This is a genomic window from Deltaproteobacteria bacterium, assembly GCA_016874775.1.
In the GTDB taxonomy this organism is placed as follows: domain Bacteria; phylum Desulfobacterota; class Binatia; order Bin18; family Bin18; genus VGTJ01.
In genome coordinates, this window is record VGTJ01000022.1 from 17,167 (window position 1) to 43,835 (window position 26,669).

The 26,669-nt window shown below is 52.8% G+C and carries 23 protein-coding genes; 13 read left to right on the top strand and 10 right to left on the bottom strand.

Annotated features, from left to right (window positions below):
- Window positions 1–62: 62 nt before the first annotated feature.
- The 3 genes from acs (at window position 63) to FJ147_05750 (ending at window position 4,031) form a co-directional block, all read left to right on the top strand.
- Window positions 63–2,015: an acetate--CoA ligase gene (gene acs, locus FJ147_05740; protein ID MBM4255383.1), complete on the top strand. Its 1,953-nt coding sequence runs from the start codon at window positions 63–65 to the stop codon at window positions 2,013–2,015.
- Window positions 2,016–2,134: 119 nt separating this feature from the next.
- Window positions 2,135–3,571: a cysteine--tRNA ligase gene (locus FJ147_05745; protein ID MBM4255384.1), complete on the top strand. Its 1,437-nt coding sequence runs from the start codon at window positions 2,135–2,137 to the stop codon at window positions 3,569–3,571.
- Window positions 3,572–3,611: 40 nt separating this feature from the next.
- Window positions 3,612–4,031, top strand: coding sequence for a hypothetical protein (locus FJ147_05750; GenBank protein MBM4255385.1), 420 nt, complete (start codon window positions 3,612–3,614; stop codon window positions 4,029–4,031).
- A gap of 402 nt (window positions 4,032–4,433) precedes the next feature.
- Here the strand turns inward: FJ147_05750 and FJ147_05755 are convergent, their stop codons facing one another.
- Window positions 4,434–7,172 carry a DUF11 domain-containing protein gene (locus tag FJ147_05755; protein MBM4255386.1) on the bottom strand — a complete coding sequence of 913 codons (2,739 nt, stop codon included), beginning with the start codon at window positions 7,170–7,172 and terminating at the stop codon, window positions 4,434–4,436.
- A gap of 219 nt (window positions 7,173–7,391) precedes the next feature.
- On the opposite strand from FJ147_05755, the gene mtgA reads away from it, so the two are divergent.
- From mtgA to FJ147_05785, 6 genes are all read left to right on the top strand, one after another.
- Entirely contained in the window at window positions 7,392–8,042 is a 651-nt protein-coding gene (gene mtgA, locus FJ147_05760; protein ID MBM4255387.1) for a monofunctional biosynthetic peptidoglycan transglycosylase, read from the top strand.
- A gap of 174 nt (window positions 8,043–8,216) precedes the next feature.
- Window positions 8,217–8,693: a hypothetical protein gene (locus FJ147_05765; protein MBM4255388.1), complete on the top strand. Its 477-nt coding sequence runs from the start codon at window positions 8,217–8,219 to the stop codon at window positions 8,691–8,693.
- A gap of 30 nt (window positions 8,694–8,723) precedes the next feature.
- Entirely contained in the window at window positions 8,724–9,101 is a 378-nt protein-coding gene (locus FJ147_05770; GenBank protein ID MBM4255389.1) for a hypothetical protein, read from the top strand.
- 254 nt (window positions 9,102–9,355) lie between these two features.
- Window positions 9,356–10,045 carry a hypothetical protein gene (locus FJ147_05775; GenBank protein MBM4255390.1) on the top strand — a complete coding sequence of 230 codons (690 nt, stop codon included), beginning with the start codon at window positions 9,356–9,358 and terminating at the stop codon, window positions 10,043–10,045.
- A 39-nt stretch (window positions 10,046–10,084) separates the two neighbouring features.
- Complete coding sequence (locus FJ147_05780; GenBank protein ID MBM4255391.1) at window positions 10,085–11,404, top strand: hypothetical protein; 1,320 nt, start codon at window positions 10,085–10,087, stop codon at window positions 11,402–11,404.
- Window positions 11,405–11,438: 34 nt separating this feature from the next.
- Window positions 11,439–12,449 carry an LLM class flavin-dependent oxidoreductase gene (locus FJ147_05785; GenBank protein ID MBM4255392.1) on the top strand — a complete coding sequence of 337 codons (1,011 nt, stop codon included), beginning with the start codon at window positions 11,439–11,441 and terminating at the stop codon, window positions 12,447–12,449.
- An 85-nt stretch (window positions 12,450–12,534) separates the two neighbouring features.
- On the opposite strand, the gene FJ147_05790 is transcribed toward FJ147_05785, so the two are convergent.
- The 4 genes from FJ147_05790 to FJ147_05805 form a co-directional block, all read right to left on the bottom strand.
- On the bottom strand, window positions 12,535–14,103 hold the full coding sequence (locus FJ147_05790) for a sodium:solute symporter family protein (protein ID MBM4255393.1): 1,569 nt from the start codon (window positions 14,101–14,103) through the stop codon (window positions 12,535–12,537).
- 125 nt (window positions 14,104–14,228) lie between these two features.
- The gene (locus tag FJ147_05795) at window positions 14,229–14,456 is read right to left on the bottom strand and encodes a hypothetical protein (GenBank protein MBM4255394.1); all 228 of its coding nucleotides are present in this window, start codon (window positions 14,454–14,456) and stop codon (window positions 14,229–14,231) included.
- Between the two features lie 10 nt (window positions 14,457–14,466).
- Entirely contained in the window at window positions 14,467–15,315 is an 849-nt protein-coding gene (locus FJ147_05800) for a hypothetical protein (protein MBM4255395.1), read from the bottom strand.
- Between the two features lie 81 nt (window positions 15,316–15,396).
- Entirely contained in the window at window positions 15,397–17,034 is a 1,638-nt protein-coding gene (locus tag FJ147_05805; GenBank protein MBM4255396.1) for an amidohydrolase, read from the bottom strand.
- 92 nt (window positions 17,035–17,126) lie between these two features.
- Here FJ147_05805 and FJ147_05810 point away from each other — a divergent pair, with 92 nt between their 5' ends.
- A complete protein-coding gene (locus FJ147_05810; GenBank protein ID MBM4255397.1) occupies window positions 17,127–18,026 on the top strand; it encodes an LLM class F420-dependent oxidoreductase in 900 nt (299 codons plus the stop codon).
- A 31-nt stretch (window positions 18,027–18,057) separates the two neighbouring features.
- Here the strand turns inward: FJ147_05810 and FJ147_05815 are convergent, their stop codons facing one another.
- The 5 genes from FJ147_05815 to FJ147_05835 all read right to left on the bottom strand — a co-directional run bounded on the left by FJ147_05815 (window position 18,058) and on the right by FJ147_05835 (window position 23,364).
- Window positions 18,058–19,041: a hypothetical protein gene (locus FJ147_05815; GenBank protein MBM4255398.1), complete on the bottom strand. Its 984-nt coding sequence runs from the start codon at window positions 19,039–19,041 to the stop codon at window positions 18,058–18,060.
- Between the two features lie 3 nt (window positions 19,042–19,044).
- Complete coding sequence (gene egtD, locus FJ147_05820) at window positions 19,045–20,052, bottom strand: L-histidine N(alpha)-methyltransferase (protein MBM4255399.1); 1,008 nt, start codon at window positions 20,050–20,052, stop codon at window positions 19,045–19,047.
- A gap of 69 nt (window positions 20,053–20,121) precedes the next feature.
- On the bottom strand, window positions 20,122–21,336 hold the full coding sequence (gene egtB, locus FJ147_05825) for an ergothioneine biosynthesis protein EgtB (protein ID MBM4255400.1): 1,215 nt from the start codon (window positions 21,334–21,336) through the stop codon (window positions 20,122–20,124).
- An 11-nt stretch (window positions 21,337–21,347) separates the two neighbouring features.
- Window positions 21,348–22,154: an ergothioneine biosynthesis protein EgtC gene (gene egtC, locus FJ147_05830; protein MBM4255401.1), complete on the bottom strand. Its 807-nt coding sequence runs from the start codon at window positions 22,152–22,154 to the stop codon at window positions 21,348–21,350.
- A gap of 4 nt (window positions 22,155–22,158) precedes the next feature.
- Window positions 22,159–23,364, bottom strand: a complete 1,206-nt coding sequence (locus tag FJ147_05835; GenBank protein ID MBM4255402.1) for an ATP-grasp domain-containing protein — start codon at window positions 23,362–23,364, stop codon at window positions 22,159–22,161.
- A gap of 95 nt (window positions 23,365–23,459) precedes the next feature.
- Between FJ147_05835 and FJ147_05840 the strand changes: the two genes are divergently transcribed.
- The 3 genes from FJ147_05840 to FJ147_05850 all read left to right on the top strand — a co-directional run bounded on the left by FJ147_05840 (window position 23,460) and on the right by FJ147_05850 (window position 26,321).
- The gene (locus tag FJ147_05840; GenBank protein ID MBM4255403.1) at window positions 23,460–24,035 is read left to right on the top strand and encodes a glutathione S-transferase family protein; all 576 of its coding nucleotides are present in this window, start codon (window positions 23,460–23,462) and stop codon (window positions 24,033–24,035) included.
- Between the two features lie 44 nt (window positions 24,036–24,079).
- Window positions 24,080–25,336 carry a folate/biopterin family MFS transporter gene (locus FJ147_05845; protein ID MBM4255404.1) on the top strand — a complete coding sequence of 419 codons (1,257 nt, stop codon included), beginning with the start codon at window positions 24,080–24,082 and terminating at the stop codon, window positions 25,334–25,336.
- Between the two features lie 67 nt (window positions 25,337–25,403).
- Entirely contained in the window at window positions 25,404–26,321 is a 918-nt protein-coding gene (locus FJ147_05850) for a CoA ester lyase (GenBank protein MBM4255405.1), read from the top strand.
- Window positions 26,322–26,669: the final 348 nt, after the last annotated feature.

Here is a 26,669-nt window from a genome sequence, read left to right on the forward strand (position 1 = left end):
CCTTCCCAAGTCCGCGCTCAATGCGACGAGCGAGATCCCAACGTATGCAAGGAGAGTAGGTCATGTCTGAGCACGTGGAAAAGGTGCCAACATACGACATCCCATCATCGATCAAAGGAACGACGACGATAACGCCCGAGCTGTATGTGCAGCTCTATCAGCGCTCGATTCAAGACCCAGAAAATTTCTGGGCTGAGCAGTCAGAGAAATTTGTTACCTGGTTCAAGAAATGGGACAAGATTCTTGAGTGGGATTTCCACAAAGCCGATGTGAAATGGTTTATCGGTGGCAAACTCAACGTGTCCTACAATTGCCTGGACCGCCATGTCGAAGCTGGTGCTGGTGGGCAGACGGCGATTATCTGGCAAGGCAATGACGCTGGTGAATCCCGTAAACTCACGTACGCAGAGCTGCTGGCGCAGGTGTGTCAGTTTGCCAATGCGTTGAAGGCGCTGGGAGTAAAGAAAGGTGACCGCGTCTGCATTTATATGCAGATGGTGCCGGAGCTGGCTGTTGCCATGTTGGCATGCACGCGTATTGGCGCGGTCCATTCTGTTGTGTTTGGTGCCTTCTCCGCGGAGTCGTTGCGCGATCGCATTCAGGACTCGACCTGTAAAGTGCTGATTACGCAAGACACGGCTTTACGTGGCGCGAAGAACGACATTCCGATGAAGGCCAATGCCGATGAGGCGCTTGAACATTGTCCATCGATCGAGAAGGTGGTGGTAGTTCGTCGCACTGGTCATAAGGTGGCGATGAAGTCTGGCCGCGATGTGTGGTGGGACGAACTGGTGCCATCGCAAGCAACAACGTGTGCACCTGCACACATGGATGCGGAAGATCCATTGTTCATTCTTTATACGTCAGGCTCGACTGGGAAGCCGAAAGGCGTGCTGCATACCACTGGTGGTTATCTGACGCATGTGTCCATCACGCACAGATACATTTTCGATTATCGCCCTGGCGATATTTATTGGTGCACAGCGGATTGTGGTTGGGTGACGGGACATAGCTACGTGGTCTATGGGCCACTTTCAAATCGTGCGACGACCATCATGTTTGAAGGAGTACCGAACTATCCCGACTTCGGTCGCTTCTGGGAAGTGGTTGAGCAACACAGAGTGAACATCATTTACACCGCGCCGACAGCGTTGCGCGCACTGATGAAAGAAGGAGATTCCTGGCCGAATAAGTACAATCTCTCCAGCTTGCGTGTGCTCGGCACCGTGGGTGAGCCGATCAAAAGCCCAGAGTGGCATTGGTACTTCCAGGTGATTGGCAAAGAAAAAGCACCGATTGTCGATACCTGGTGGCAGACTGAGACTGGTGGGATTCTCATTACACCACTACCTGGCGCGATTAAAACGAAACCCGGCTCAGCGACGTTACCGTTCTTTGGCGTGCAGCCGTGCTTGGTTGATGACCAGGGCACTGAACTGCACGGCAATGGCATCTCCGGGAATCTGTGTATCAAGTTTCCATGGCCCGGGATTATGCGCACGGTGTACGGTGATCACGAGCGGTTCCGTCAAACTTATTTCGCACTGTATCCCGGCAAGTATTTTACCGGTGATGGTTGTCGCCGCGATGAAGATGGCTATTACTGGATCACTGGTCGTGTCGATGATGTGATCAACGTTTCTGGTCACCGTATTGGTACGGCAGAGGTTGAAGGTGCGATTGGTAGACATCCTTCTGTCGCTGAAGCTGCCGTGGTTGGCATGCCGCATGACCTCAAAGGGCAGGGGATCTATGCCTTCGTAACTCTGAAGACGGGGCAACAAGTAACGACAAGTCTGAATAAGGAGATCAACGACACAGTCCGGCGTGAGATTGGTCCGCACGCGACCCCAGATAAAATCCAATTTACTGATGGTTTACCAAAAACCCGCAGTGGCAAGATCATGCGTCGTATCTTACGCAAAATCGGTGAAGGCGCGATTGATCAACTTGGTGATACGTCGACACTGGCTGACCCGTCGGTGGTGGATCAACTAGTAGCTGGAAGACAATAGCCTGCTAATGGACAATTAAAAATTAAGAATTAAAAATGAAAAATTAGGAAGAACAATCTCTTTCTTCTCCCCTAATCCCAATTTTTAATTCTACATTTTTCATTTTTAATTATTTTCCTATGTTGCGATTTTACAACACTCTCTCTGGCAAAGACGAAGAATTCACCCCGTTCATACCCGGCAAAGTGCGCATGTATGTGTGCGGCGTGACCGTCTATGATCGTTCGCATATCGGTCATGCGCGGGCGATGGTGACGTTTGATGTTGTCTATCGTTATTTGAAGTTTCTTGGATACGACGTGACGTTTATCCGTAACTTTACTGATGTCGATGACAAGATCATCAACCGCGCCACTGAACGAGGGATTACCTCGCAGGAACTATCTGAGCAGTACATTCAGGAGTTCAACGAAGATACACAAGCGCTTGGTTGTCAGCCGCCAACATACGAGCCTCGAGCGACGCAGCATATTCCTGAGATGATCACCATCATTCAGGAACTCGAAGCCAAGGGGCTTGCGTATGCGGCAGACGGCGACGTGTACTTTGCCGTTGATAAGTTTCCGACGTATGGCAAACTCTCGCATCGTCGCCTCGACGATATGATGGCTGGTGCGCGCATCGAGGTGGATGAACGCAAACATCATCCGATGGATTTTGCCCTGTGGAAATCCAGCAAGCCGGGAGAACCAACGTGGGACAGTCCCTGGGGACCAGGCCGCCCAGGTTGGCACATCGAGTGCTCGGCAATGAGCAGCAAATATCTTGGGCAACCGTTCGATATTCATGGTGGTGGCTCAGATCTGATCTTTCCCCATCATGAGAACGAAATCGCGCAATCGGAAGGTGCGAAAGGCACTGAGTTCGCTCGCTACTGGCTGCACAATGGTATGGTAAGCGTCGAGCATGAGAAGATGTCGAAGTCCCTTGGCAACTTTCTGACGATCAAAGATGCGCTGACGAAAACCACTCCAGAAGTGTTACGCTACGTGTTACTCTCAACCCACTATCGCATGCCCCTCGATTTCTCGATGCAAAAGGTCGAAGAAGCTGAGAAAGGGCTCACGCGGATCTACGAAACGCTTGCTCGTGTTGATGCAGTAGTGGGCCTTTCTTATCAAACCAATCAACCCCGAACTGCGAACTCCGAACTCGATAAACGTTTTCGTGAAGCAATGGACGATGACTGCAATACCGCGCGCGCACTAGGCGTTGTCTTTGAATCCATTCGTGAGCTGAATCGCTCGCTTGATGCTGGACAAACGGCTGACCTTGCTGCTACACGAGCTGGACTTACGGCGATTGCTTCCGTGCTTGGCATCATGAACGAAGTGCCCACGCAATTTCTTGAAGCCCAGAAGCAACGTGGACTGACGCAATCTGAACTTACTCCCGAGAAGATCGAAGTACTGATTGCCGAACGCGCTGCCGCCCGTAAAGCCAAAAACTTCAAACGCGGCGACGAGATTCGTGACCAGCTTGCTGCACAAGGAGTGATTCTTAAGGACTCGCCAACTGGAACCACCTGGACAATGGAAAGCGGGCGGAAGGTCTAAGTCGTAGAGAGTGTGGTTGCGTTCCATAGAGGAAGGGAAGATGGTTACGATGAACCCAATAACAGAATCCGCTGAAGAAGGATTTGCGCAAGACAAGAAGGACTATTGGGCAATGCGAGAAGACCTACTGGCCAAATATACCGGAAAGTGGGTTGCCGTGCATAAAGGGCAGGTTGTCGCGGTCGGGGATGATCCGCTGTCGATTATGGAGAATGCGCTTGCGAAAGACGGTTACGCATACACCAACAAAGTTGGAGAAGAAGATCGGATTGTCATCCGGCAGCGGCGTCGGTCATTCAGCTATGACGACACCTATGCTCCTACGGCGTTGCCTCGGATCACTGCGACGTTGTTCCACCTTGTTCCACCGTCGCTGCTTTTGAACACTCCAGCACCAAATGTTCCTACGTACAAGGTTGTTGGCACGAGTGGATCGATAGCGATGGTACTAACTAAGTGATCGTTGAAGCCTGTGGAGAGGCGAGCTCAGTTTGTTCCGCCGTCGGTGCTTTTGGAGAGACCACTCGTCGTTACTGCATAAAGCGTGTTCGGTTGTTGAGGATCGATCGTGAGGCGCCAGAGGCTTGTGTTTAGTACGACCCAGTTGTTTCCCCCATCCGTGGTTTTGAATGTCTTTCCCTCCTCGGTGCCTGCATAGAGCGTTCCCCCGAGACTGTAGGATGGGCGACCAGCGTAGTGATCTTGGCTGGCTCGGGCCCGTGCGTCGTCCAGCGGTTGACTCCGGCGTGAGTAGATGATGCTGCAAAGAGGATAAGCAGAACGATGCTGAGGATGCATGCCAATGTCACCCGAGCCATGTAACTATGTGTGCAAAATCATACCTTCGTGGGTAGGGTTTCCTTTAACGAATCGGTTGAGAGATTGCTCCGTTGTTTTGTTCGTTCATTTCTAAGAGTTCGTTATGAGGATCAACATTGGCGTATAACGCTTGTCCTTGCATGGAGGCTCCTGGAGGGAGAGAAAAGTTTATTTTGATCGTCATCTTCTTTCCTGCTTTCAGTGCGGGAATATTGAATGGTCCAGCCCAGGAACTGACTCCAAAGACCGATATCCGAAATGAAAAAGATGAAACTATTGCATCTCGAACTCCTTGGTTCTTCACCACCAAAGATCCTTTTATTGTACAACGTCGCAGCTCCTCTGAGCCTTTGCACTTTTCTTTTAGGGGATTCCAGAAACCAACGAGGTCAGGACCTGGAGCTGCAACAACGGTTGTAACAACAACTGCCGTGTTGTTGTCGGTTCGTGGATCAGGTTCGAGGCCGCTAACAGTTGCGATGTTGCGAACCTCTCCCGTTATTCCTGAAATTTTTGGTTTCACTACCAGAGCCAAGGTTGCAGTTTTCCCAATACCTAGAGTTCCGAGATCGCATGCGATGGCATGTTGTCCTCTACAAGTGCCTTGGTTGTGGATAGCTGAAACAAGTGTCATGTCCCGTGGTAGGGTATTTCGAATGGTGACTTCAGTGGCAGTAGACGGCCCGTTATTGGTGACGACGAAGGTATAGGTAAGGGGATCTCCCGTCTGAACTGGGTCGGGAATATCGCTTTGCGTGATTGAAAGATCGGCAGACTCACTGCCCATGTCAAGGGCAAAAGCGCTTCCGTTCCCGACGGTTGCGTAGAGAGTGTTCGGGATTAATGGATTGATGGTTAATGCAGTCACCCATTTGTTGACCAGCCCCGAGTTGAGCGTAGCCCAACTCGCACCTGCGTCTGTACTTCGGTACACGCCTTCCCCATTAAGGCCAATGTAGAGAATTTTCGAATTCAGTGGATCGATGGCGAAAGCGGAAATGACGGAATAGTTCCCTTCGGGATTCAATCGCACAGCGGCATCCAATGAGGTCCATGTCATACCGCCATCCACACTTCGAGCAAACTGCTCCCCAAAAGCGTATATCGTGGTTGGAGTCTGTGGGTCGAAGACGAGGGTTCCACCAATAACTGCCGATGTTAGAAAGTTCCAGCTTGCACCACCATCTGTGCTTGTGAAGACGCCTTTTGCAGTTGTGGCGTAGATAAGGGATGGAGTACGAGGATGGATAGCTAACCTCAACACGAAGGTTCCGCTGAGATCAGAGAGAAAGGATACAGTGGTCCAATGATTCCCACCGTCGATACTTTTCTGCAACTGTGGCGGGGTTCGACTGGAAGGGATCGCGATAAGATAGAGGGTGGTCGGGATCATGGGGTCAACGGTGAATGCAGAGAACCACGTATCAGAAAAAATAGTAGTCCAAGTTTTTCCTCCATCCACACTCTTGACGATGGAAGGAGGGAATGGCGAGCTTCGTGAGTCAACCACTGCATACAAAGATGGGGGTACGGTTGGCGCAATGACGAGACGTGTCACGAGCGCGCTCTCGAGAGCTACGACAGACTCTACCCACGTTTCGCCATTGTTTGTGCTGGTGAAAAGCGTAGAACCCGAAGTAGCATACAGTGTGGACGAGTTGCCCTCGACAGCGAATTGGAGAATCGGTTTAGTACGTAAGCCACTATTGAGTCGTGTTGATACGGTTCCATCGCTTGAAACCTTTACTACCCCATTATCAGTACCGAGATACACGAACGTCGATGGACCTATATCTGGTGTGACAATATTAACCATATCAGCATTCGTCCCGAAACGGCTCCACGACTGACCTTCGTCGGTACTTCGAAACGCGCCACGTGAAGTACCGAGCAGCAGCGTTTGTGGTAGAGTTGGAGCAATTGCTAGAGAGATAATGTATCCGTCATCGGTAGGGCTCTGACTGACTAGTATCCAGCTTGTTCCGCCATCAGCACTTTTGAGAATGCCCCCTGCATTATAGGCATAAACGAGTCCTGATGCCGCAAAGACAAAACGGACCTCGTTGTTGGCTACTGTGGCAATATCAAGGTTGATTTGTTGCCAACTCTGGTCACCATCGTTGCTCTTAAATGCGCTGGGGGTGCTGCACGGCGGGCGCTGCTCTCCACAAGGGAAAAAATGGAATGTCCCAACATAGAGAATCCGCGGGTTAGTTGGATCAAGCGCGAGTGTACGAATGTCAGTATCAAGAAGTGATGGGCTGTTTACCCGAGTCCAGTTTGCTGCCCCGTCAGCACTCTTAAACAATCCTTGAGTGGTACCGGCATATAGCGTTGTTGGGGTAAGTGGATCTATGGCAAGAGCTGTAATGGCTCCAACGAATTGATCAGGGAAGCCGTTATTCATCGGAGCCCAACTTGCTCCGCCATTTGTACTTTTAAACACGGACTGAAAAGTCGCAGCGTAGAGTATTGCTGGCGCGTGGGGATCAATGACTATGGTGTGAATAGCATTATCCTCAAGCCCCGCATTGGCGGGTCGCCAATGCGCTCCACTGTTATTGCTCTTGAAAACTCCACTTCCAGAAATGCCAATATAGATGGTGGTTGGCGTTTGCGGATCAATAACGAAGGCCGTTACCGATCCTCCCTCTGGGCCAATGGCAGTCCACCGATTCACCCCAGCATGGATAGTCGAGGCCGTAACGAGAACAAACACGAGGGCACCTATGGTATTGGTCAACGCAACACGTAACACGTAAAACAGTAAGTCGTGACTCATCGTTTCCTCTGTGAAAGTCGCTGCTGGTGTTCTGTCTTCTGATACTAACGAAATTCACTCACCTTTGGTTGACACCTCTCGGGGTGAAATTGCAATTTTTTTTTGTTTCCGTTAAGTCGAAAGCACTTCACGAGTTATGTGTACCCATAGGTGAAACGCCCTCTTCCGAATCGCCGTGTTATTGTTCTCACCCATCCCCTCCTGCCCTGGCCACGACGGTTGTTACGGTGGCTGCTGCAGGTCGTTCTGGGCTTCTATCTGGCGTGTGTGTTGGGATTGTTCTATCTCAAGTGGTTTCCGCCACTGACCACCACCGTACAAATGCAACGCCGCATTGAGGCCTTCTCGCTGGCAGAACCATACACCAAGCGGTACCGTTTCGTGCCATTGGACGAGTTGTCCCCGCATATTGTGCATGCTGCCGTTGCCAGTGAAGATGCGCGCTTTTTTGATCATGGTGGCATCGATTGGCGAGAACTCGGCGTCATCTTCGACAAAGCTCAACGTTCAGGTCATGTCAGCCGCGGCGGCTCGACCATCACGCAACAGCTAGTGAAGAATCTTTTTCTCACTACTCACCGTTCATTCGTACGAAAAGCCTTGGAGTTTGCCCTGACTCCCCTGGCCGAGTTGATACTGACGAAAGACCGCATCTTGGAACTCTATCTGAATGTGATCGAATGGGGGCCTGGAGTGTATGGTGCTGAAGCCGTTGCACAATTCTACTATAATACCTCGGCGAAACACCTGACCCGTGACCAAGCGGCGCGGCTTGTTGCCTGTCTCCCCGCGCCGTTAGAGCGTCGACCGCAAGAGATGGACGAACGTGCCGCCGATGTCAATGAGCGCATGCGCGATATGGGATGGTAGCTACGCATGTGTCCGTATGTGAGGTGCTGATCACTTTCAGTTTTCTTGACGCTCAAACAATGTGAGAGTAGTCTAAGCCTTCCTCCTCTTCTCTCTCTTCTTCTGGTGCTTGATCTTCTTCCGCCGGTGTCCGTGAACTATTTTGTCTTCACGATAGGAAAGAACGAGGTTCATATGCGTTGTCGAACGATTGTCAAATGGGGGCTGTTGGCAGTAGCTCTATTGATCTTTGGAGACCGGGCTCTCGTCCAAGCAGAAGCAGAAACACCGGTTGCGCAGATCATGATCTCTCCAGCGTTCGTGCGCTGGCAACCACTGGTGACATACGCCAGCTTGGATTTGCGAGTCGCCGTACCTGATGGGCGGGTACTGAGTCGTAAATTCACGCCAGGACAGCCGATTGGGTTTGATGTGGTTGACGAACGTGGGCAACGGTTTCCTGATGGCCAATACACGTATGAACTGATTGTTGCTCCTCCCGTTGATCCGAGTGTCAGCAAAGCGTTGCAACAAGCACGTGCTGCAGGAACAGACGCCGCTGTGGTTGCGCAGATGCAACAGCAAGGGGTGCTGCCGCGGCAAGCGCAAACCCAATCCGGCTATTTCACGGTGTTGAATGGGACGTTGGTCGTACCGGGTGTGGAAGAATAGGGCGCCAGAGTGAAACAGAGGAGAAACGAAATGAAAACTACGCCATGGAGTAGGACGGCAGTCGTCAGCGTTTTAGCGGTGGGGCTGGCCATAGTAGGGATCTGGTTGTCACCTCACAACCTGTGGGCGGATCAGGTTGTGGCTGATGACCAAATCGTGCAAGGCTCTACATGTGTCGGGTTCGACTGTGTGAATAACGAAAGTTTTGGCTTTGATACGATTCGCTTGAAGGAAAACAATCTCCGTATCAAATTTGACGACACGTCCACTGCCGCAGGTGATCCTTCGGTCGATTGGCAACTCACAGCCAATGATTCTGCGAGTGGTGGGGCGAACAAATTTTCCATTGAGGACATTGCCAACGCAAAGGTGCCGTTTACAATTCTCGGCGGAGCCCCGACCAATTAACTTTTTGTCGATGCCATTGGGCGTGTAGGGGTTGGTACGGCCACGCCTGTACTCAATCTACACGTAGCGACCGGAAATACTCCAGCGCTGCGGTTTGAACAGAACGCCACTGGCGGTTTTACCGCGCAGACGTGGGATGTCGCAGGCAATGAGGCGAACTTCTTTATCCGCGATGCCCCAATGGCAGCCGCCTCCCCTTCCGTATTCGCCCTGGTGCGCCAACCGACAGTATCGTTATCGCAACTGATGGACGGGTGGGGTTTGGGACGAACTCTCCACAGGGAAACCTCCATATCGCTGGCCCGGCGACCGCGGACCTCTTCAGTGGTATTGGGCCCGATTTGGTCAATGGGCCGGCCTTCAATTTTGGCTATTCCGGATCGAGCTTTGGCCAAAGTTCAGGATTTTTCAACGTACGGCCAGATGCCTTGGCGGTTGCTCCGAATCCCTCGCTGCGGTTCGCGACCGCGAACGTCCAAGCCATGATTATCGACAACGTCGGTAACGTTGGTATCGGGCTGACCGGAACGAATCCGATTCCTGCTGAACGATTGGAGGTGAACGGCAACATCCGCGCTTCGGGTTCTTTTATTGCTGGTGCAACGACCCTGGCGGTTCCTGACTACGTGTTTGCCCCGGATTACAAACTGATGCCACTGCCACAGCTCGCGGCCTACGTGGCCAAGGAGCAACACCTCCCCGAGATACCGCCGGCACGTGAAATAAAAGCCAATGGGGTTAACCTGAGCGAAATGCAGATGCTGCTGTTGAAAAAGGTTGAGGAGCTGACGCTGTATACATTGGAAAAAGAACGGATCAATACCAGACAAGAACAAACGATCCGTAAACAACAGCAGACGATACAGGCCCTAACTGCTCGATTGGCAGCCTTGGAAAAACACGCTGGCTCCTTCGGCCCGCAGAAACGTGGAGCCCGCCGTTAAGTGCCAGAACGAACAGCGGACTCGTAAGGAGAAGGCAACATGAAAATACGACTAACGCGATGGTATGCAGATAGGGGCGTCTTGGGAATTTTCGTGTGTCTCGTTGTTGGATCGATGCTACCTGAGAGAGCACTATCTGATAGCGTGATCCCCGATGACCTTATTGTCCAGGGTGCTCAATGTGTCGGAACTCCCTGCGTTAATGATGAGGAGTTCGACGGTGCGACGATCAAACTGAAATCGGAAACCCCGATCATCAAGTTTGAGGATACCAGTGTGTCCGCCGGTTTTCCGACGACCGATTGGCAGCTCACGGCCAATGACACTGTTAATGGCGGAGCGAACAGGTTTTCCATTGAGGACGTTACCAGTGCAAGGGTGCCGTTCACGATTCTCGGAGGAGCGGCGAGTCACGCGCTCTTTGTTAATGCGACAGGGCAAGTCGGTTTTGGTACGTCAACTCCAGGCCTATTGCTTCACCTCAGTACGAGTAATACCCCAGCGGTCCGTCTTGAGCAGAATGATTCCGGTGGATTCACTGCGCAAACCTGGGATATTGGCGCAGACCACCAGCAATTCTTTATTCAAGACGCAACCAATAGTAACAGTCGCCCATTCCGCATTGGGGTAACTGCGCCAACCAACAGTATCGATATTGCGGCTGACGGACGGGTAGGGTTCGGTGTCGTTTCTGGTCAAGGTTCCATACATATCGGCGGTGCGGCAACAGACGATATCTTTAATGGTATTGGTCCGAACCTTGCGGCCGGCCCGGCTTTTAACTTTGGTTATTCTGGTGGGAGCTTTGGGCGTGGCTCGGGGTTCTTCAATGTCAGACCAGATGCCGCAGAGATTTCTCCGAATCCGTCATTACGATTTGCTACTGCGAACGTGCAACGAATGATTATTGACCGTGAGCAACGAGTTGGTATAGGGCTCGTCGGCACCAATCCGATCCCGACCCAACGACTAGACGTGAATGGGAACATCCGTGCCTCGGGTTCGTTTATTGCTGGCTCGACGACACTAACGGTGCCCGACTACGTGTTCGCGTCGGACTACAAGCTACGACCACTGAAAGACGTTGCCACGTTCGTGGCGCAGAATCGTCATCTGCCGGAAATTCCTCCAGCACACGAGATACAAGCTCGGGGGGTAGACCTCAGTGAGATGCAAATGCTGTTGCTCAAGAAGATCGAGGAGCTGACCCTGTATACACTGCAGCAAGCCGAAACTGACATACAACAAGGCAAAACGACCGACACTCACCAGCAGACCCTCGACGCGATCGCAACCCGCTTGACAGCCTTAGAGCGGCAGCAGAAAAGGGTTCACGTAGGGCAACGAAAAAATCGCTGAGGAGAAGCACGAGGCGCGTTGCCAAGGAGGACCCATGAAACTTGGACTGATCTTTCCCGGCGGCGGGATGAAAATCCGCGACATGGTAACGATTGCGAAAGAGGCTGAAGGTGCGGGGTTTGATTCCCTCTACGTCACTGAAGCATGGCGTAGTGGATTTGTCCCGCTCACTGCGTTGGCAATGGCTACGCAACACGTACGACTTGGGCCGTATGTGCTCAATGCGTATGGACGCAGCCCGATGCTGACCGGCATGAGTGCGATTGATCTGGATGAACTGTCTGGCGGACGCCTGTTGTTGGGTGTTGGGAGTGGCAATCGTCATATCAACGAAGACTGGCAAGGGGTGCCGCATGTCGAGCCCTACCAGAAGATGAAAGAGTACATTGAGTGTCTCAAACAGATTGTGCGAACGCCGATGGGGACACCGATGAAATATGAAGGAAAGATTCACCGCATGCAGTGGACCCCAGCCGTGCAGCCGTTGCGTGAGAGCATTCCTATTTACCTGTCGGCGATCTTTCCTCGCATGGTGAAAGTTGCTGGGCAGGTTGCTGACGGGGTCGCCATCGGCGCGATGGGGTCGGTGGAATATCTACGCGACGTGCTACAGCCTCGCGTCCGTGAGGCGGCAGCGCACGCTGGGCGTGATCCGCGATCCCTCGGCTATGTGATGGCGATTTTTGTCTCGGTCAGTGATGACCGCGAACAGGCACGGCAAGCGGCTCGCGAAGCGATTTGTCGTCTGTTCTCGCCGTTACCACACCCATACTATGACTTCCTGTTACGAGAACAAGGGTTCTCCGCGGCTGCGGACACCGCTCAGAAATTGGCGCCACAAGGCAAGTTCAAGCAAGCCGCCGAGGCAATTCCTGATGAAGCGATCGATCGTTTGACAATTGCTGGCACTCCAGCGGAGTGTCGCAAACGTATCGCTGCGTATGAAGGAGTTGTTGAGGAAGTGATTTGTGTGAACGTGTCGTACTCGGCTACGCCTTCGACTGATCCGTTGGGGTTGTATCGCCAGATTATCGATCTGCGATGACGGAACTCACGTGCCTTGATCCTTCGACACGGCTCAGGACTCGGCACGAACGGCTACGGAAGTTCAACGTGATCATTTCGTCCGTTCACCCTGAGGTTGTCGAAGGGTGAACAATTTCCTGAGAGGAAACCGGAGTGAGGTTTTGCGCTGGAGCCTTTGGCTCAAATAGCGCAAAAAACCGCTCCTGCACTCGCTGCTGTTCGTCGGTGCTCGGTTGTTTGAGCAGTGTTACAACAACGGAGACAACGATGTTGATCAGAAACGCCGTCACTCCTGCATCGAACACCCCGATGTGCTTCCAGCTGGTGAGTACCATGGCCAGAAGGCTTACTGTTCCGGCAGCAAGCCCGACAATCGCGGCAGTGCGGGTAAACCGTGGCCAATAGAGACCAAGAATCATGGGCAGATAGAGTTGCATCAAGAACTCAAATTTGATGAGCGTCAATTGCCACAGGGTTGCGATTGGGTGGAGCGAGAGGAGGGTGACCAGAATAAGAATCGCAACTGTGAACCCGCGGCCAACGATGGCAATTTCTTCTTCATTTGCCTGTGGTCTCACAAACTGTCGATAGAGGTCATGCGTGACCATAGACGACAACGTCAGTAAAACTCCGGCTGCTGTCGACATAATGGCGGCCGCTGCTCCCAAGAACACGAGGATTGCGATCCAATAGGCACTCTCAGCTTGCCGACTAAGGAGTTGGGCTAACACCTGGTCCGCTTCAATGGTCTTGAGGTCGTGTAACCGGATGATTCCGACGAGCCCAATCAAAACGACCGCGAGCATGACGATAAAATAATTGGGAATCATCATCGCTAGTCCACGGCGTAACGCTTTCTCGCTTTTTGCGGCATACACACTCTGAATAATTTGTGGATACATCGACCCACCGAAACCGAACACCAGAGCCAAGAGCAGGTACGAACGCGTTAAGGTTGCAAATGAATCAGGGACGGCGATTTTCTCTGGCGCGACTGTCACTGCCTGTTGGATAACGGCGGCGAGTCCACCTTCCCACCGCACTAGCACAACGGCGGCGACGACGATCGCAAGCCACAGGAGTCCACCCTGCAAGACCTCAGCCCAGACGACGCCACGCCAACCGCTGAGCAGTACATAGATAAGCATCCCAGCGAAGATGTAAATCACTCCAGTGGCAAACGTATAACGACCACCAGTAAAACCAACAAACGCGTGGCCCATCGCTGTCGTCTGTATCATCAAATATGGAATGACCGTCAGAATAAGAAACACGGAGGTCCACAAACGCAGGACCCGACTATCGAAGCGGTCCGCGTAGTAATCTGACGGTGTGAGATAGTCATACTTTTTCGACAGGACATAGAGGCGAGGGGCGTAGGTCAGAAAGCCGAGTGAGATGGCGATAGTGAAGGGAATCAACGTCACTGCCATCAGGCCAACTCGATAGGATTGCCCAGGTAAACCAAAGAAGGTATTACCGCTGAATTTGGTCGCGAGCATGGCAAAGAAGAGCACCAGCGCTCCAGTGCTTTTGCCGCCGAGGAAATAATCTCGCGCATGCCAGGTCTCGCCCGACCGGTACGCGAAATAACCGATGAAGATGTTACTCAGCAGATACAGCGAGAGAATAATAAGGGCATCGAAGCCAAGGCCGGAATCTTGTGGTGCCATATGTGGGTGCGTGATGCAAAAAAGTAGTCAGTAATCAGTAGTCAGGAGAAAAAAGGCTATAGGCTGTCGGCTTCAGGCTGTAGAGGTTCTTTTCTTCCCGGTAGCTTGAGACCTTTAGCTTTGTATTAGTCGTCCTCTCCAAGTGTCGTCTCCGCCAGTCGCCACTGTCGCAACACGATATACACGGTGAATGCGGTTAGCACGAGGGCTGCTGCAAGAACGGTCAGAAACCACAACGGAATGCCAAAGACTAACGGTTCATACGTACCGATAAAGAAATAGGGCACGCAGAAGAAGATCAGCACGACAACAATCGTCCAGATCCACAGTTGAGCGGGTTCTTTGGGTGGCATGCGTACTGTCCTACTGCGAAAATTCTTCTCCAACTTTTGGTGAGCTCTTCACCGGCGTCTTTTTTACAGGCGTTGCTTTTGCCTTCTGGACGTCTTGCTTTGGTTTCTGGGGATCTTTCCCGGTGTCCTTGGTGGCGACACTCTTTCCTGGCTTTGCCGCGCGCAGTCCCCACTGGCCAGCGTCGTAGAAGAGATCGGCGGAAACTTTATTCTTATTGCCAATGGATAAGCTGCGTATGAAATCGTTACTTTCCTGTCCCAGTGTTTTTAGCCAGGAAGCTTTGGCGTCGTCTTCTTTGGGGAAAATGACACGAAAATGTACTCGCAATCCAGATGCGACTCCGAAGCGATCGACGACGGTGTAAGGCGGGTTAGCTTCATGGACATGCGATACCACCGTGCGCCATGAATCCCCATCTGCCTGATCGGCGACGATAGTGCCTGCCGGATATTTCCTCGGCAGTTTGCTGTTGCTGAAGTCAGTGAGGGACATTTTGTCCGCATTCGGTTCAGCGACGACGATGGCACTGGTCACCCGAGAAGTGCCACTCGCAGAAGGGAGAGGAATCACAAACTGCAAGGCTTCAAGCTTTTCACGAGTGGAGGTCTGCGGCTTTGTCCAGCGTCGGGGCGCGCTGTAGGCGACCTTGCTACCGAGAATCTGCAGCTGCGGTTTTTTCTCCTTTTCGGTCCTCTTTTTCTTGCTCGGTTTTTCCTCGTCTTCTGTATCGGTGTCACGCGGCTCGCTTTTCTTCTTACGCGGTGTGTCTTGCGCAAAAGCCGGTGCAGTGAGGAAACTCAGGGAGAAGAGGGTGGTCACAATCCACAAGGACAATCGGCAGCAGCGTGTATGGTGCATAGCTACGGTGCTTAGCAGATTGTGAAGATTTCTTTAAGGGGCGAGGATGATAGGAGCGTAGCTGTGCTACGCCCCCAGGGTTTACGCAGAGGCCGACCCGTTAGTTTCCTTGAGAAACTTCTGGACCTGCGATTCAACGGCTGTGCCTTTGAAGAAATTCGGATTCATGCCGGTCCACAAGCGCACCGGATTGCCGAAGACAAAGTCACGGAAATCTTCTTCGTTCAACACGCCGTCTTCAACTCCTTCGTAGGCTTCAGGGAGAACATCCGTCATGTTTGGCACATCGAAGTGACCAATGTCCGAACCGAAGACCGCGTTCAAGCGCGCGCCATAAGGATTTACTTTGTTCTTGAAGGCCCATGAGTTGACTGGATCATCGGCTTCGCAACCAAAATAGAAATGAGGGACAAAAAGATCCCGAATGTCTGACGCCTTCTTGATGCCACACGCAGCGAAGTCGTCGAGTTGCTCGGGACGCTCCATCAACAGTCCAACTCCAGGCTCTAGCTGGTCAAGAACACTCACGAAAGCTTTGGAACCGTAGCGTTGGATATAATCGACTAGCATTTCACGATTGAGATTGGCAGGATTCGTGTCTTCGAGGGCATCGGCATTGCGTTTCTTCCAGTGGCCGATGAGATCACTATAGAGGCCGCATGCCCAACCGACGCCGCCTTCAAGGAAGGTGAATTTCAGTTTGGGGAAACGACGAGTGACACCGCCAATGAACAATGCTTTGCACACGGCTTCGCCGGCTTGACCGAAGTGGCCAATGTGGTTGTAAACAAAATTCGAGATCGACGTGCGTAGGCCGATTCCTGATGAGGCCGAGTGGAAGGCTGGGGAGACACCCAGTTCGATACATTTCGCCCAGACTGGGTCGTAGTTGAATTCACTGTCGAGTCCGAGCACATCGTGCCACACCGCATAGCGACTAGCTTCTGGATTAGATTTGGCAACGGCGGCTACAGGTCGGCGCGGTAAACTGCCAAGCATGACAACCTTGAAGCCGAGTTGTTTGACGGCGAATTCTAGCTCTTCGAGCGCTTCTTGCGGGCTATACATCGGTACCACTGCGGCGGGTGCGAGACGATCCCCCAATCCAGCGAACTGGTCGGCCGTATACAGATTGAAGGCGCGACAGGCGGCACGTCGTATCTCCTCGTCACGCAGAAACGGAGCAAAGAGGGCGCCCGAAGTCGGATAAATGGCGGAAAAATCGAAGCCGAGTTCCCCCATGCGTTCATGGAGCAGCTTCGGCAACATGGCAGTTGCACGATCGCGCGTGTTCTTAGTTGGCACGCCCCACCAGCCAGGTTGCAGCATGCGACGTTCGCGCCGTTCAGCAGCAGGGGTTTGCGCCCACTTCTTATTGCCAAATTGGTTGGCGACTTTTTTATAGCGTTCGACGATTTTATCGCCACCAACTTTATGGAGATATTCCATCGCTGCTGGTTCAAATTCGATCCAGTGTCCATCAGCATCGAGCACCGGATGTTTGAGTCGTGCGTGAATCGCTTCGGCAGTATGTTGCGATGACATAATGTCCCTCCGTTTTCGCTTTATTCTCGTTGAGACTACGTTGAAGAATTTGCCTTGCTCGACGGAAGAAAGCAAGGATGAATGGTGGACCGGAAAAAGAACGGTGGAATGGGAGAATAGGCGACGAAAATATGGTGGGGCGGTAGCTGGTTCTCCCATCCGCCCATTCGCCATGTCGCCCGTTCGTTTCTGCGTTTCATCTCCCTTGACGGCTTTCAGTGGCAAGTGGTAGCGGAAAGCAAAGATTTCAGACGGGGAGGGGAGTTATGGAATTTGGTGTTGTGCTACCGCACGTTGGTCCACAGGCACGCGAAAATGTTGTCGAACGCATCCAAACGATTTCTCGCCATGCGGAGTCCTTAGGATATCACTCGTTGTGGGTTGCTGATCATGTGGTCATTCCGACAGTCATTGAATCGAAATATCCCTATCATCCCGAGGGGAAGTTCCCGATTGATCCAGCCGACGATTTTCTCGATCCGTTGACTGTTCTGGGATACGTTGCTGCCTGTACAACGCGTGTACGCCTCGGGACCGGCGTGTTGATCATTCCCTATCGTCATCCTGTGGTGACGGCAAAGATGCTGGCAACTCTAGATGTTCTTTCCCGGGGGCGAATCATCCTTGGTGCAGGTGTGGGGTGGATGGCTGAAGAATTTGCCTATCTCGATTCACCCTATCGTCAGCGTGGTGCTCGCACGGACGAATATCTCAAAGCGATGAAAGCCTTATGGACAGAGCCTGAACCGCACTTTGAGGGAAAATTTATTAATTTCTCGAAACTGAAGTGTGAGCCCAAACCGGTGCAGAAACCGCATCCGCCGATTTGGATTGGCGGGCATAGCGAGGCCGCGTTACGTCGAACTGGAACCTTGGCCGACGGCTGGTATGGTCATGTGCTCTGGCGTAATCCTGATGCGCTGCCGCGTGAAATTCAGGCGATCCGAAAGTATGCAGAACAGGCGGGACGCGACCCGAACAAGCTCACGTATGCTGCGCCGTCGTACGAAAAGACCTTTGAGGATGTTCTGCGCAATTTACCCATGTATGAGAAAGCCGGACTTGATCACGTGGTGTTAGCTTTCTTCATGTGGACTTCAGGGTTCGATGAGGTGCCCGCTTTGATGGAGCGATTTGCGCGGGAGGCAGGGTTGAAAGCGAGATAATTGGTGGTGCGTAGCGTGCGCAGTGCGCACGCTACGCAATGGACAGTCCCTCACCAAATGGCACATACGGCTCATGCAACGCTAAACTGAGCATCAACCGTATCCGCGCCTTGCGAGGAGAGAGCCAGTTTTCAATCACCACACCAGCATTGTGCAAATCATCATATGCGTGTGGATAATAGCGCTCGTCGGCAGTCGTGCCACTTACTGCGCTTGAGCAGAGAACAACCGGTACCCCACGCGCAGCGAGCTGTAACACTCGCTTTCTTGCTGTGGGTGGTATCGTGCCTGTTGCCATCCCGGCGACGACCAGCCCGTGGAGAGAAGTCTCTGAAAGTTTGTTCAAGAGACTGCCATCATCCGCGATACCCATCATAAGGATGGGCACTGACGCTGGCAGTGACTCCGGAATCCTAGCGAAGCGTTTTCGCAGTGTCGGTTTCCACGGACAACTGACCCGATCTCCGAGAATCCCTCCGTACGGAGCGCCGCGCCGGGCAGCAAACGCATCAAGCGCAGTCGTATCGCTTTTGTACACACTCCAGGCTTCAAAGATGTCATTGTTCATCGTTACCAGCACGCCGTATGCAGACGAGGTTGTTGTTGCAAGACTAATGGCGTTGTTGAGGTTGCTGATGCCATCGAAATCACTGGCCCAATTTGGACGCATTGCGCCGGTGAACACGATCGGAACAGGTGCCGCAAGCACCTCGTCAATGCCATACGCCACTTCCTCTAACGCGTCGGTTCCGTGCGTGACGACGATGCCATCGACCTGACTGTCTCCTGTTTCCCGAAGACAACGCGCCAAGCTCAGCAGGTGCTCAATCTTCCCGGTATTATAGTCGAGGTCGATGGCACGGACTGTGATATTTGGTGTGTACGAGGAGCGTGCCAGGAGATCCGCAGCCTTCAACGCTGGAACGCTGGTCCCCTGCTTTGCATCCCAGACCATGCTGATGGTGCCACCCGTCGCGACAAGCACGAGAGTTGGCTTCTTATCGTCAAGTGGCATTGGTTATGCCTCGGTTGGTTTGCCCACGAAACGAAAGAGTGCCACCATGAACCAGCCGCGAGGATCCATCCACAATGCCCGCTGCAAGAAGCCGCATGCTGCGAGTTGGGCACTGATCTCAGTCGGCGAGAATTTACGCGAGATTTCTGTGTGAATCGTTTCTTCCGCGCGAAAGGGGATATGGAGATTAAGGCCGGAAATCGTCACCTGCTGTTGCTTCTCGCTGAGTAAGTGCATTTCAATTTGGTGTAGTTCCTGATTATAAAAGGCTAGATGCGAGAAGCGAGAGAGATCAAACCGTGCCGCTAACTCACGATTCATGCGTTGGAGCAGATTCAGATTGAACGCGGCGGTCACACCGGCAGCATCATTGTAGGCAGGTTCAAGAATGTCGATCGGTTTTTGTAAGTCGCAGCCTAAGAGAAAAAAGTCTCCTGGCTTTAAGGTCTCGGTCAGTTTAGCGAAGAGCTGCTTTTGCTCTTCGCGAGTGAAGTTGCCAAGATTGCTACCCAAGAAAATGACGAGCCGCGGTTTGCCATTGGGCAAGGCTGTCAATCCGTTGAGATAATCAGTGGCCAAAGCATCGACGATCATATGAGGATATTCACCGACCAACGCTTTCGCCGTCGCTTCGAGCATGGGCGCACTAATGTCGATTGGCACGTAGCGCAGCTCGAGATTCCGGCGCTGTCCTTCATCAAAGAGCAAGCGTGTTTTCACCGAACTGCCACTGCCTAACTCAACAATCGTACAATCGCCGATTTCATCCCAAATATCGGCAGCGTGGGTCTGCAGAATACTCGCTTCGGTGCGGGTAAGGTAATATTCCGGTTGTTGGCAAATCTGCTCAAATAAAAGCGAGCCGCGGCGATCGTAAAAATACTTGGGTGGAATCGTCTTTTGCGAGCGCTGCAAACCCGTAGTGACATCCTCACAGAAATGTGAGCGAATCTCGACTGGAGTGGTGATGCGAAGGCGGTGACCTCCCGAGTGTTGCGTGTCCATTGTCATCTCGTCTTTCCTTTCCCTATGACAACCACGAGAAGAGAGGCGGCGACGCTGTGGTGTCGAGGTTATGCGTCAATCGTCGTCCTTGGCACAGCGAAAACCAGAGAATATCGCCCGCATGCCAGGATGATACCAATTGCGAAATGCTGAACGGCGGATGTGCTCTTGGGTTACCCATGACCCGCCACGTAACACGCGATGCTGCTGATCGAAGTACGGCACTGAATATCCTTCATAGGGATGGGCACGAAAACCTGGGTAAGGGTGAAACCACGTTGATGTCCACTCCCACACTCGGCCTGTCCCACTTAGCTCGTTACTTGTCGCTGCATATTCCCATTCGGCTTCGGTTGGCAAGCGTTTTCCAACCCATCGTGCGTACGCATCAGCCTCGTACCAGCTTACGCACCGTACTGGCTGTTCAAGCACTAGGGGTGATGCGTAGCCAAAGTCCAGTTCGATCCAGCGTCCAGCAGAGAGCTGTCGCCAGTAGCGTGGGTGCCGAACTCTTTCGTCCTGACACCAGCGCCAACCACCCGTAGTCCAGTAGCGTGAGCGTTCATACCCACCATCCTCTACGAAGTGGATGAATTCACCATTCGTGACTGGCCACTGATCGATAGAGGATGCGGAGAGGCGCACTTCATGGCGCGGACGCTCGTTGTCCAACGTCTCGCGTATGTCGTCGCTGCCGATAGGAACAGTTCTTTCCGGGAGATAATTCATCCGTCCTGTCGGGTGTAGTCCGGCAGTATGACCAAAAAATGGCGAATAGCGGTGATAGACCTGATTCCGCCACTCCACTTCGGTGCAGTTATTGGAGACAGATTCACACTGGGCTGCGCCCAAGAGTTGGAGAATAATGAGCATGGTTTCCAAATGCTGCTCTTCGTGTTGCAGGAGCATGGAGAAGATGTTGCCATGCTGTAACAGAGGATGTGAGGTGTGAAATGAAGCCTGTGCAAGAAACCGCGCCGTCTCGGCTCGAACAGTGCTCAGGTAAGTCAGCATTTCCTCACGGGGTGGCAACTGGCCCCGTTTTGTCTTCGGATTCTCTGTTGGAGTGAAGAAGAAGTCATAAAACGGCGAAAGTGAGGCTTGTCTTTGACATTGTTGGCGAAGCCAAAACGACTCGACGACCCCGATATGACCAAGGTGCCAACCAACCGGGCTAAACTCGGAGTGAACCTGGCGACGGAGATCTGGATCTGCCACCGCAGCAACGAGTCGCAGTGTACGATTTCGCGCCTCTTCCAGCACGGCGAGGTATTCCGTTGGGGTTCGCATAATGTTGCCACTTATGAGATGGATAACGGGATGGTCTCTGCACGTAAGTCGTGGTCGATCGCTAAGACACAACTCTCAGGTATGACGTTCCACTCTACCTGTGACGATAAGCGTTCTGAGGCGACTATCGTGGCGTTAGGAAACAAGGCTGAACGCTGTTGATAGTAGAGGGACGGTGCTGGTGTTGCGGTTGAGAAACGTGAAACAACAAGGGATTCGCCATTGGTTACCGCGAGGTTCAGTGCAACATGTAACTGCTGTGGTCGTGCCCAAAGGGCCAATTGTCGAATGGTTGCGTGCAGCGCCTCACTCATGGCTTGTGCTGTTGCCGCTCGTGCATGAAGAAAATTGAGAAACAACGCAAAGACGTGTTCTGAGTCGGTCGTGCCACCGATAGTGCTGTAATACTCGTCACGTAACGTTTCACGGATGCGACGCATGAGGGTTTGGCGGAAATTCTCGATATAACCGTTATGCATGAAGAGAAACCGCTGATAAGCAAAGGGCTGACAGTTGCTTTGATCAACTGCCTGGCCAGGGGTGGCACTCCGCACGTTGGCGAAAATGCAATCTGACGCAATGTGTTTGCTGAGACCAGGAAGATTGCGGTCGCTCCAGATCGGGGTGATATTGGTGTAGACACATGGGGTTGGGTCGAGCGCACGATTGTACCAACCGACACCGAAGCCATCGGCGTTGACGACGCCAGATGTCATCTCGCGCGGCTGATAGCTCTGCACTACGAGTGAATGTTCAGTCTCACTCACTACGCGTGCCAGCGGAATTGCTTGGCCCAGGTAGGCAACGAATCTGCACATCATATCACCACGGCGATGACTCGGGCTTCCTCAGCAGCAAGCGCCGCAGTCGTTGAGCCTCATCATGAATTTCTTCGTAGCTACCACCAAACAGGTCAATCTGCGCCAACACGGTGCCGAACTCACTGACTTGTTTGACGCGATCGCCTGGCGACACATACCGCGTCAGTTGCGGTAGTGCACGTGCCTGGGCAAAATCGAAAAGATGCTCGGCTTGGTCTTCCGCAAAGGTAATGAAATTAAATTGCCCGCCGACAGCACCGGTGGACGTCGAAGACGGAACGAGTCGACGACCAGTAGCCAACGCCAGTCCTGCCTCATACACGCAGGAGTTCAGACAACGACGGTACAGATTGTAAAAGCACGTTGCTGCGCGCCCGTTAATCTCGGTTAACGTGGCTGTGTCCTCATGACACCAGAACTCGATATTGAAAAATCCATTATTCAAGCCGACATTGCCGATTGCTTCCTTCGCGCGTTCTTCCAGCAACATTTGTATGCGCGGTGAATGACGCGACGGCAATGAAAAGTTGTCTATGACCCGCGTGCCGGGGTAGGTGTTCGTGTCGGTGATCGCCCAGATATACGGCTGATTATCCTCTACCCAGCCTTCGACCGTTACTTGAGGTCCGTCGATGAACTCCTCGACTAACATGATGTCACGTGCGGCTAGTGGATATCTCTGCTGATCGATATAACGACGAAAAAAGGGGAAGTAGAGTGGTGACCAAGAGCCATATTCGCGTCGCGCCACAGTGAGGGCATGGTGCAGATCCTGTGGTGACTCAAGCTTGAAACCCAGAATACCGAGATTGAGCCACGGCGGTTTGATGTAACAGGGGTAGCCTGGCACCGAGGGATTCTCAGCATGGAGGTCGAGTGCTGCACAACGGACCGGAGCTGACTCACTCAGGCGCGAATAATACTTATGCAAACAGAGAAACACTGATTCGACGCTGGGACCACGAAAACCAAACTCTTCGCATAAAGCGGCAGCGACGATATCGGCGACATCCCGTGAATAAAAAACTGCATCGATGTGATGCTTCCGGATATACTCGCGACACAGATCTGTATAGGCGAGGAGATCGAGTTCGGGTGACGGCGTACGCGGGTTCAGTGGGGCATCGAGCAGATGAAAGCGGTAGCCTTCGATGGCAGCCAACGCAGTGCGGTCGCGCTGAGATGGACAGGTGATTAACACATCCATAGCGGTTCCCTTACTTCCCTTTTGCCTTTCCGCCTCCTACACGGTATACCCACGGATAGCAATTACGTCTGATTACCGAGCGAAAGGAGAAGGGTATGCTCCTGTATCTCGACACCAAACGAGCGCCGAACCCCCGCAAGATGCGAATCTATCTTGCTGAGAAAAAGCTTCAGCTACCGATCAAGGAGTTGGATTTGCGAGCTGGCGAACAACGGACGCCGGAATTTCGCCAAAAGAACCTATTTGCTGGGGTGCCAATTCTGGAATTGGATGATGGCACTGTCATTGCCGAATCGCTTGCCATCATTGAGTACCTTGAAGAGTTGTATCCCGAACCGCCACTGTTGGGCGCAACGCCGGTGCAGCGGGCATTGGTGCGAATGTGGGAACGACGCTGCGAAATCGGGGTCTACCTCGCTGCCTCGCGCATGGTGTTAGCGAAAGGTGACGTCTCGGCCCATGCGCGGCAAACGTTACTTGCGCGGTTGGCGTTGCTCAACGAAGGGTTGCAGGGCAAGGAGTGGCTTGCCGGTCCATTCTCGCTTGCGGATATTACGTTGTTCATCGGTCTGGAAACCGCGCATCATGGGGAGTTTGCCCTTGATCCCGCCTGGGCCAATTTGCAGCGTTGGTATGCGGCGATGAAAGTGCGGCCGACTGCGTCGGCATGAAAGGTTGGCGCATGAGGTACCCATAGATATTGATTCCCGTGCGCATGGCGTACGCTACGAACCTATTCATGCTCTCTTCGCTTCAACTGCCGCTCGTGTTACGCCAGCCCGACACACGTCAATTCGCGCTGTTCTTTGACATCACCTATTTCTTGCAAGGCTTTGCTGACCTGTCTTCTGGGCTCGCGCATCAGCCAGTGCAGTATTATCTCAAAGAGCATTTTCAGCTCTCGGCTGCTGAATCGGGGGTATTCTGGGCGACGGTTGGACTCGGCTGGACATTGAAGCCTCTCTATGGGTTCATGTCGGATAGTGTGCCGTTTGCTGGCTATCGTCGCAAAAGCTATCTCATCTTGATGGCCCTGATCGGCGCGGTCGGTTGGGGAGTGTTAACGTTCTCCTCTGTTTCGTATGTTCTCCTGCTGGCTGTACTCACTCTCTGTGCTGCGACCCTTGCCTTTACCGATGTGATGACCGATGCCTTGATGGTAGAAACCGGCCAGCCTCGACGGCTCACCGGTAGTTTTCAAGCGATCCAGTGGGCTACGCTGAGTGTGGCCTTGATTCTCGCACAATTCCTCGGTGGCTATTTGGCAACCTATACATCAATGCGTAGTGTATTTTTTCTGGCCGCCGTTTTTCCTCTCATCCTGATGACCGTTACCTTCTGGTTAGTTCGTGAACCTCCAGCCGATACTGCGCAGGCAACGTTTACTCATACGCTTTCTGCCCTCCGCCATGTCATGACGATGCCGATGTTGTGGACGAGTGTTGCCTTCCTCTTTCTGTGGAACTTTAGCCCCTCCTTTGGCACGCCACTCCTATATTACCAAACCGACGTTCTCAGATTCTCAAAAGTTTTCATCGGTACTCTCGGGGCATGTGCCCAAGTCGGGAGCGTCATTGGGGCGCTGCTGTTTCTCCTGTATGGTCGCTCATTGCCGCTGAACAGACTGTTGTTCCTCGCTGTTGCGCTGGGCGTGTTGTCGACCTTGAGCTTCTTAGGATTAGTGGGGCCGCGCTCAGCAGTTGGTCTGTTTTTTTTCTCCGGCATGATTAACCAGGTGACTCATCTGGCAGTGCTCGACCTCGCCGCGCGCATGTGCCCAGTGCAAGCCGCAGGCACGGTCTTTGCGCTGTTGATGGCGACGTTAAATCTTGGCAGCAGCAGTGGAGGAATCGTGGGTGGGTGGTTGTATGAGGTTGCTGGTTTTCCGCTGTTGATTTTCATGAGCGCACTGGGGACGGCGTTGTGTTGGTTGATCGTGCCGTTTGTCCGTGAACCGAGCCAGAACCCTTGACGACCTCCCTCGGGACAGAGTAAGCCCTCCGAACAGACATTGATTCTACTAACGGAGGGAGCTGCTGATGAAACTCTATCGTTCGATTCTGTTCGTTCCCGGCAATCGCGCTGAGTGGATCGACAAGGCACCAAAATACAAACCCGATGCACTTATCATTGACCTTGAAGATGCGGTCCCGATTGCCGAAAAAGCAGAGGCCCGTCCGATCGTCCGCGCAGGTATTGAGCGCTCGCATAAACGTGGCATGCCCACCGTTGTGCGTGTGAACGGGGTTGATACCGGCCTGACCAGTGATGATATCGAAGCGATCGTCGTCCCAGGGCTCGTTGCGGTTGCGGTTCCCAAGTTGGAGAAGAGAGAAGAGATTCTCAAGGTCGATGCCTGGCTTGAGCATTACGAACGCAAAGCTGGACTGCCGATTGGTTCAGTGGAGATTGTTGCCATTCCAGAGACCGCGAAAGGTCTGATGAATGCGTATGAGTTGATCAGCGCCTGTGAACGCATGGGCAATATTGTTGGTGGGGTTGGTGCTCGTTCTGGTGATGTAACCAAAGCGATTGGCTATCGCTGGACCCGTAATGGCTTTGAAACGTTGTATCTTGCCTCTCATGTATTACTCGCCGCGCGCGCGGCTGGCATCGAGTATCCGTTAGCCGCAGGATCACTAGAAGTGAGTGATCTTGAGCTGGTTCGGGCGCAGCTGCAACGCGTGCGTGAAATTGGCTATCGTGGCTCGTTGCTGATTCATCCGTCGGCTATCGCAATTGCCAATGAAATCTTCGCGCCCTCGAAAGAAGAGATCGAATGGAACAAAGGGGTGATGCGAGCAATGGATGAAGCAGAACGCGCCGGGAAAGCGGCGGTGACGTACGACGGTATGATGGTCGACTACGCGCATGTGCGGAATGCCCTTGATCTGTTGCAACAAGCAGAATCATTCGGTCTTGAAGTCGGTGAGTATCCGAAGGTGAAGGCGTTGTAAGACGTTGGGGCTAGAGGCTAGGGACTTGGGGTTTGTGGGGAAGGGACCAGTCCCGAGTACCGTGTCTCGCAAGTTCATTCGCGGTGAAATCGTAGGGCGCGTACCACGCGCCAGTCAGTTGGTGCGCTTCGCACGCCCTACAACTTGGGGTTTGTGGGGAAGGGACCAGCCCCTAGCCTCTAGCCCCTAGTCCCTTGTATGCCAAACATCAGGCGTGGGGTGTCGTACAGGACTAAATAAAAACCCATTGGACGGAAAGTGCTTCACCTCCTAGGATGGCAAATGGATAAAGTTTGTCAGTGCCTACGGAGGTGAAGCGATGGACGGGGAACATCTTCGCATAAGCAA

Excerpts from the sequence above, each read along its gene's own strand:
- FJ147_05845 (MBM4255404.1), top strand. The coding sequence starts at position 24,080 with ATGGCGTACGCTACGAACCTATTCATGCTCTCTTCGCTTCAACTGCCG.
- FJ147_05745 (MBM4255384.1), top strand. The coding sequence starts at position 2,135 with ATGTTGCGATTTTACAACACTCTCTCTGGCAAAGACGAAGAATTCACC.
- egtD (MBM4255399.1), bottom strand. The coding sequence starts at position 20,052 with ATGACAATGGACACGCAACACTCGGGAGGTCACCGCCTTCGCATCACC.
- FJ147_05815 (MBM4255398.1), bottom strand. The coding sequence starts at position 19,041 with ATGCCACTTGACGATAAGAAGCCAACTCTCGTGCTTGTCGCGACGGGT.
- FJ147_05805 (MBM4255396.1), bottom strand. The coding sequence starts at position 17,034 with ATGGCGAATGGGCGGATGGGAGAACCAGCTACCGCCCCACCATATTTT.
- egtB (MBM4255400.1), bottom strand. The coding sequence starts at position 21,336 with ATGCGAACCCCAACGGAATACCTCGCCGTGCTGGAAGAGGCGCGAAAT.
- egtC (MBM4255401.1), bottom strand. The coding sequence starts at position 22,154 with ATGTGCAGATTCGTTGCCTACCTGGGCCAAGCAATTCCGCTGGCACGC.
- FJ147_05765 (MBM4255388.1), top strand. The coding sequence starts at position 8,217 with ATGCGTTGTCGAACGATTGTCAAATGGGGGCTGTTGGCAGTAGCTCTA.
- FJ147_05810 (MBM4255397.1), top strand. The coding sequence starts at position 17,127 with ATGGAATTTGGTGTTGTGCTACCGCACGTTGGTCCACAGGCACGCGAA.
- FJ147_05850 (MBM4255405.1), top strand. The coding sequence starts at position 25,404 with ATGAAACTCTATCGTTCGATTCTGTTCGTTCCCGGCAATCGCGCTGAG.
- FJ147_05785 (MBM4255392.1), top strand. The coding sequence starts at position 11,439 with ATGAAACTTGGACTGATCTTTCCCGGCGGCGGGATGAAAATCCGCGAC.
- FJ147_05800 (MBM4255395.1), bottom strand. The coding sequence starts at position 15,315 with ATGCACCATACACGCTGCTGCCGATTGTCCTTGTGGATTGTGACCACC.
- FJ147_05835 (MBM4255402.1), bottom strand. The coding sequence starts at position 23,364 with ATGGATGTGTTAATCACCTGTCCATCTCAGCGCGACCGCACTGCGTTG.
- acs (MBM4255383.1), top strand. The coding sequence starts at position 63 with ATGTCTGAGCACGTGGAAAAGGTGCCAACATACGACATCCCATCATCG.
- FJ147_05840 (MBM4255403.1), top strand. The coding sequence starts at position 23,460 with ATGCTCCTGTATCTCGACACCAAACGAGCGCCGAACCCCCGCAAGATG.
- FJ147_05770 (MBM4255389.1), top strand. The coding sequence starts at position 8,724 with ATGAAAACTACGCCATGGAGTAGGACGGCAGTCGTCAGCGTTTTAGCG.
- FJ147_05795 (MBM4255394.1), bottom strand. The coding sequence starts at position 14,456 with ATGCCACCCAAAGAACCCGCTCAACTGTGGATCTGGACGATTGTTGTC.
- FJ147_05750 (MBM4255385.1), top strand. The coding sequence starts at position 3,612 with ATGGTTACGATGAACCCAATAACAGAATCCGCTGAAGAAGGATTTGCG.
- FJ147_05790 (MBM4255393.1), bottom strand. The coding sequence starts at position 14,103 with ATGGCACCACAAGATTCCGGCCTTGGCTTCGATGCCCTTATTATTCTC.
- FJ147_05780 (MBM4255391.1), top strand. The coding sequence starts at position 10,085 with ATGAAAATACGACTAACGCGATGGTATGCAGATAGGGGCGTCTTGGGA.
- FJ147_05755 (MBM4255386.1), bottom strand. The coding sequence starts at position 7,172 with ATGAGTCACGACTTACTGTTTTACGTGTTACGTGTTGCGTTGACCAAT.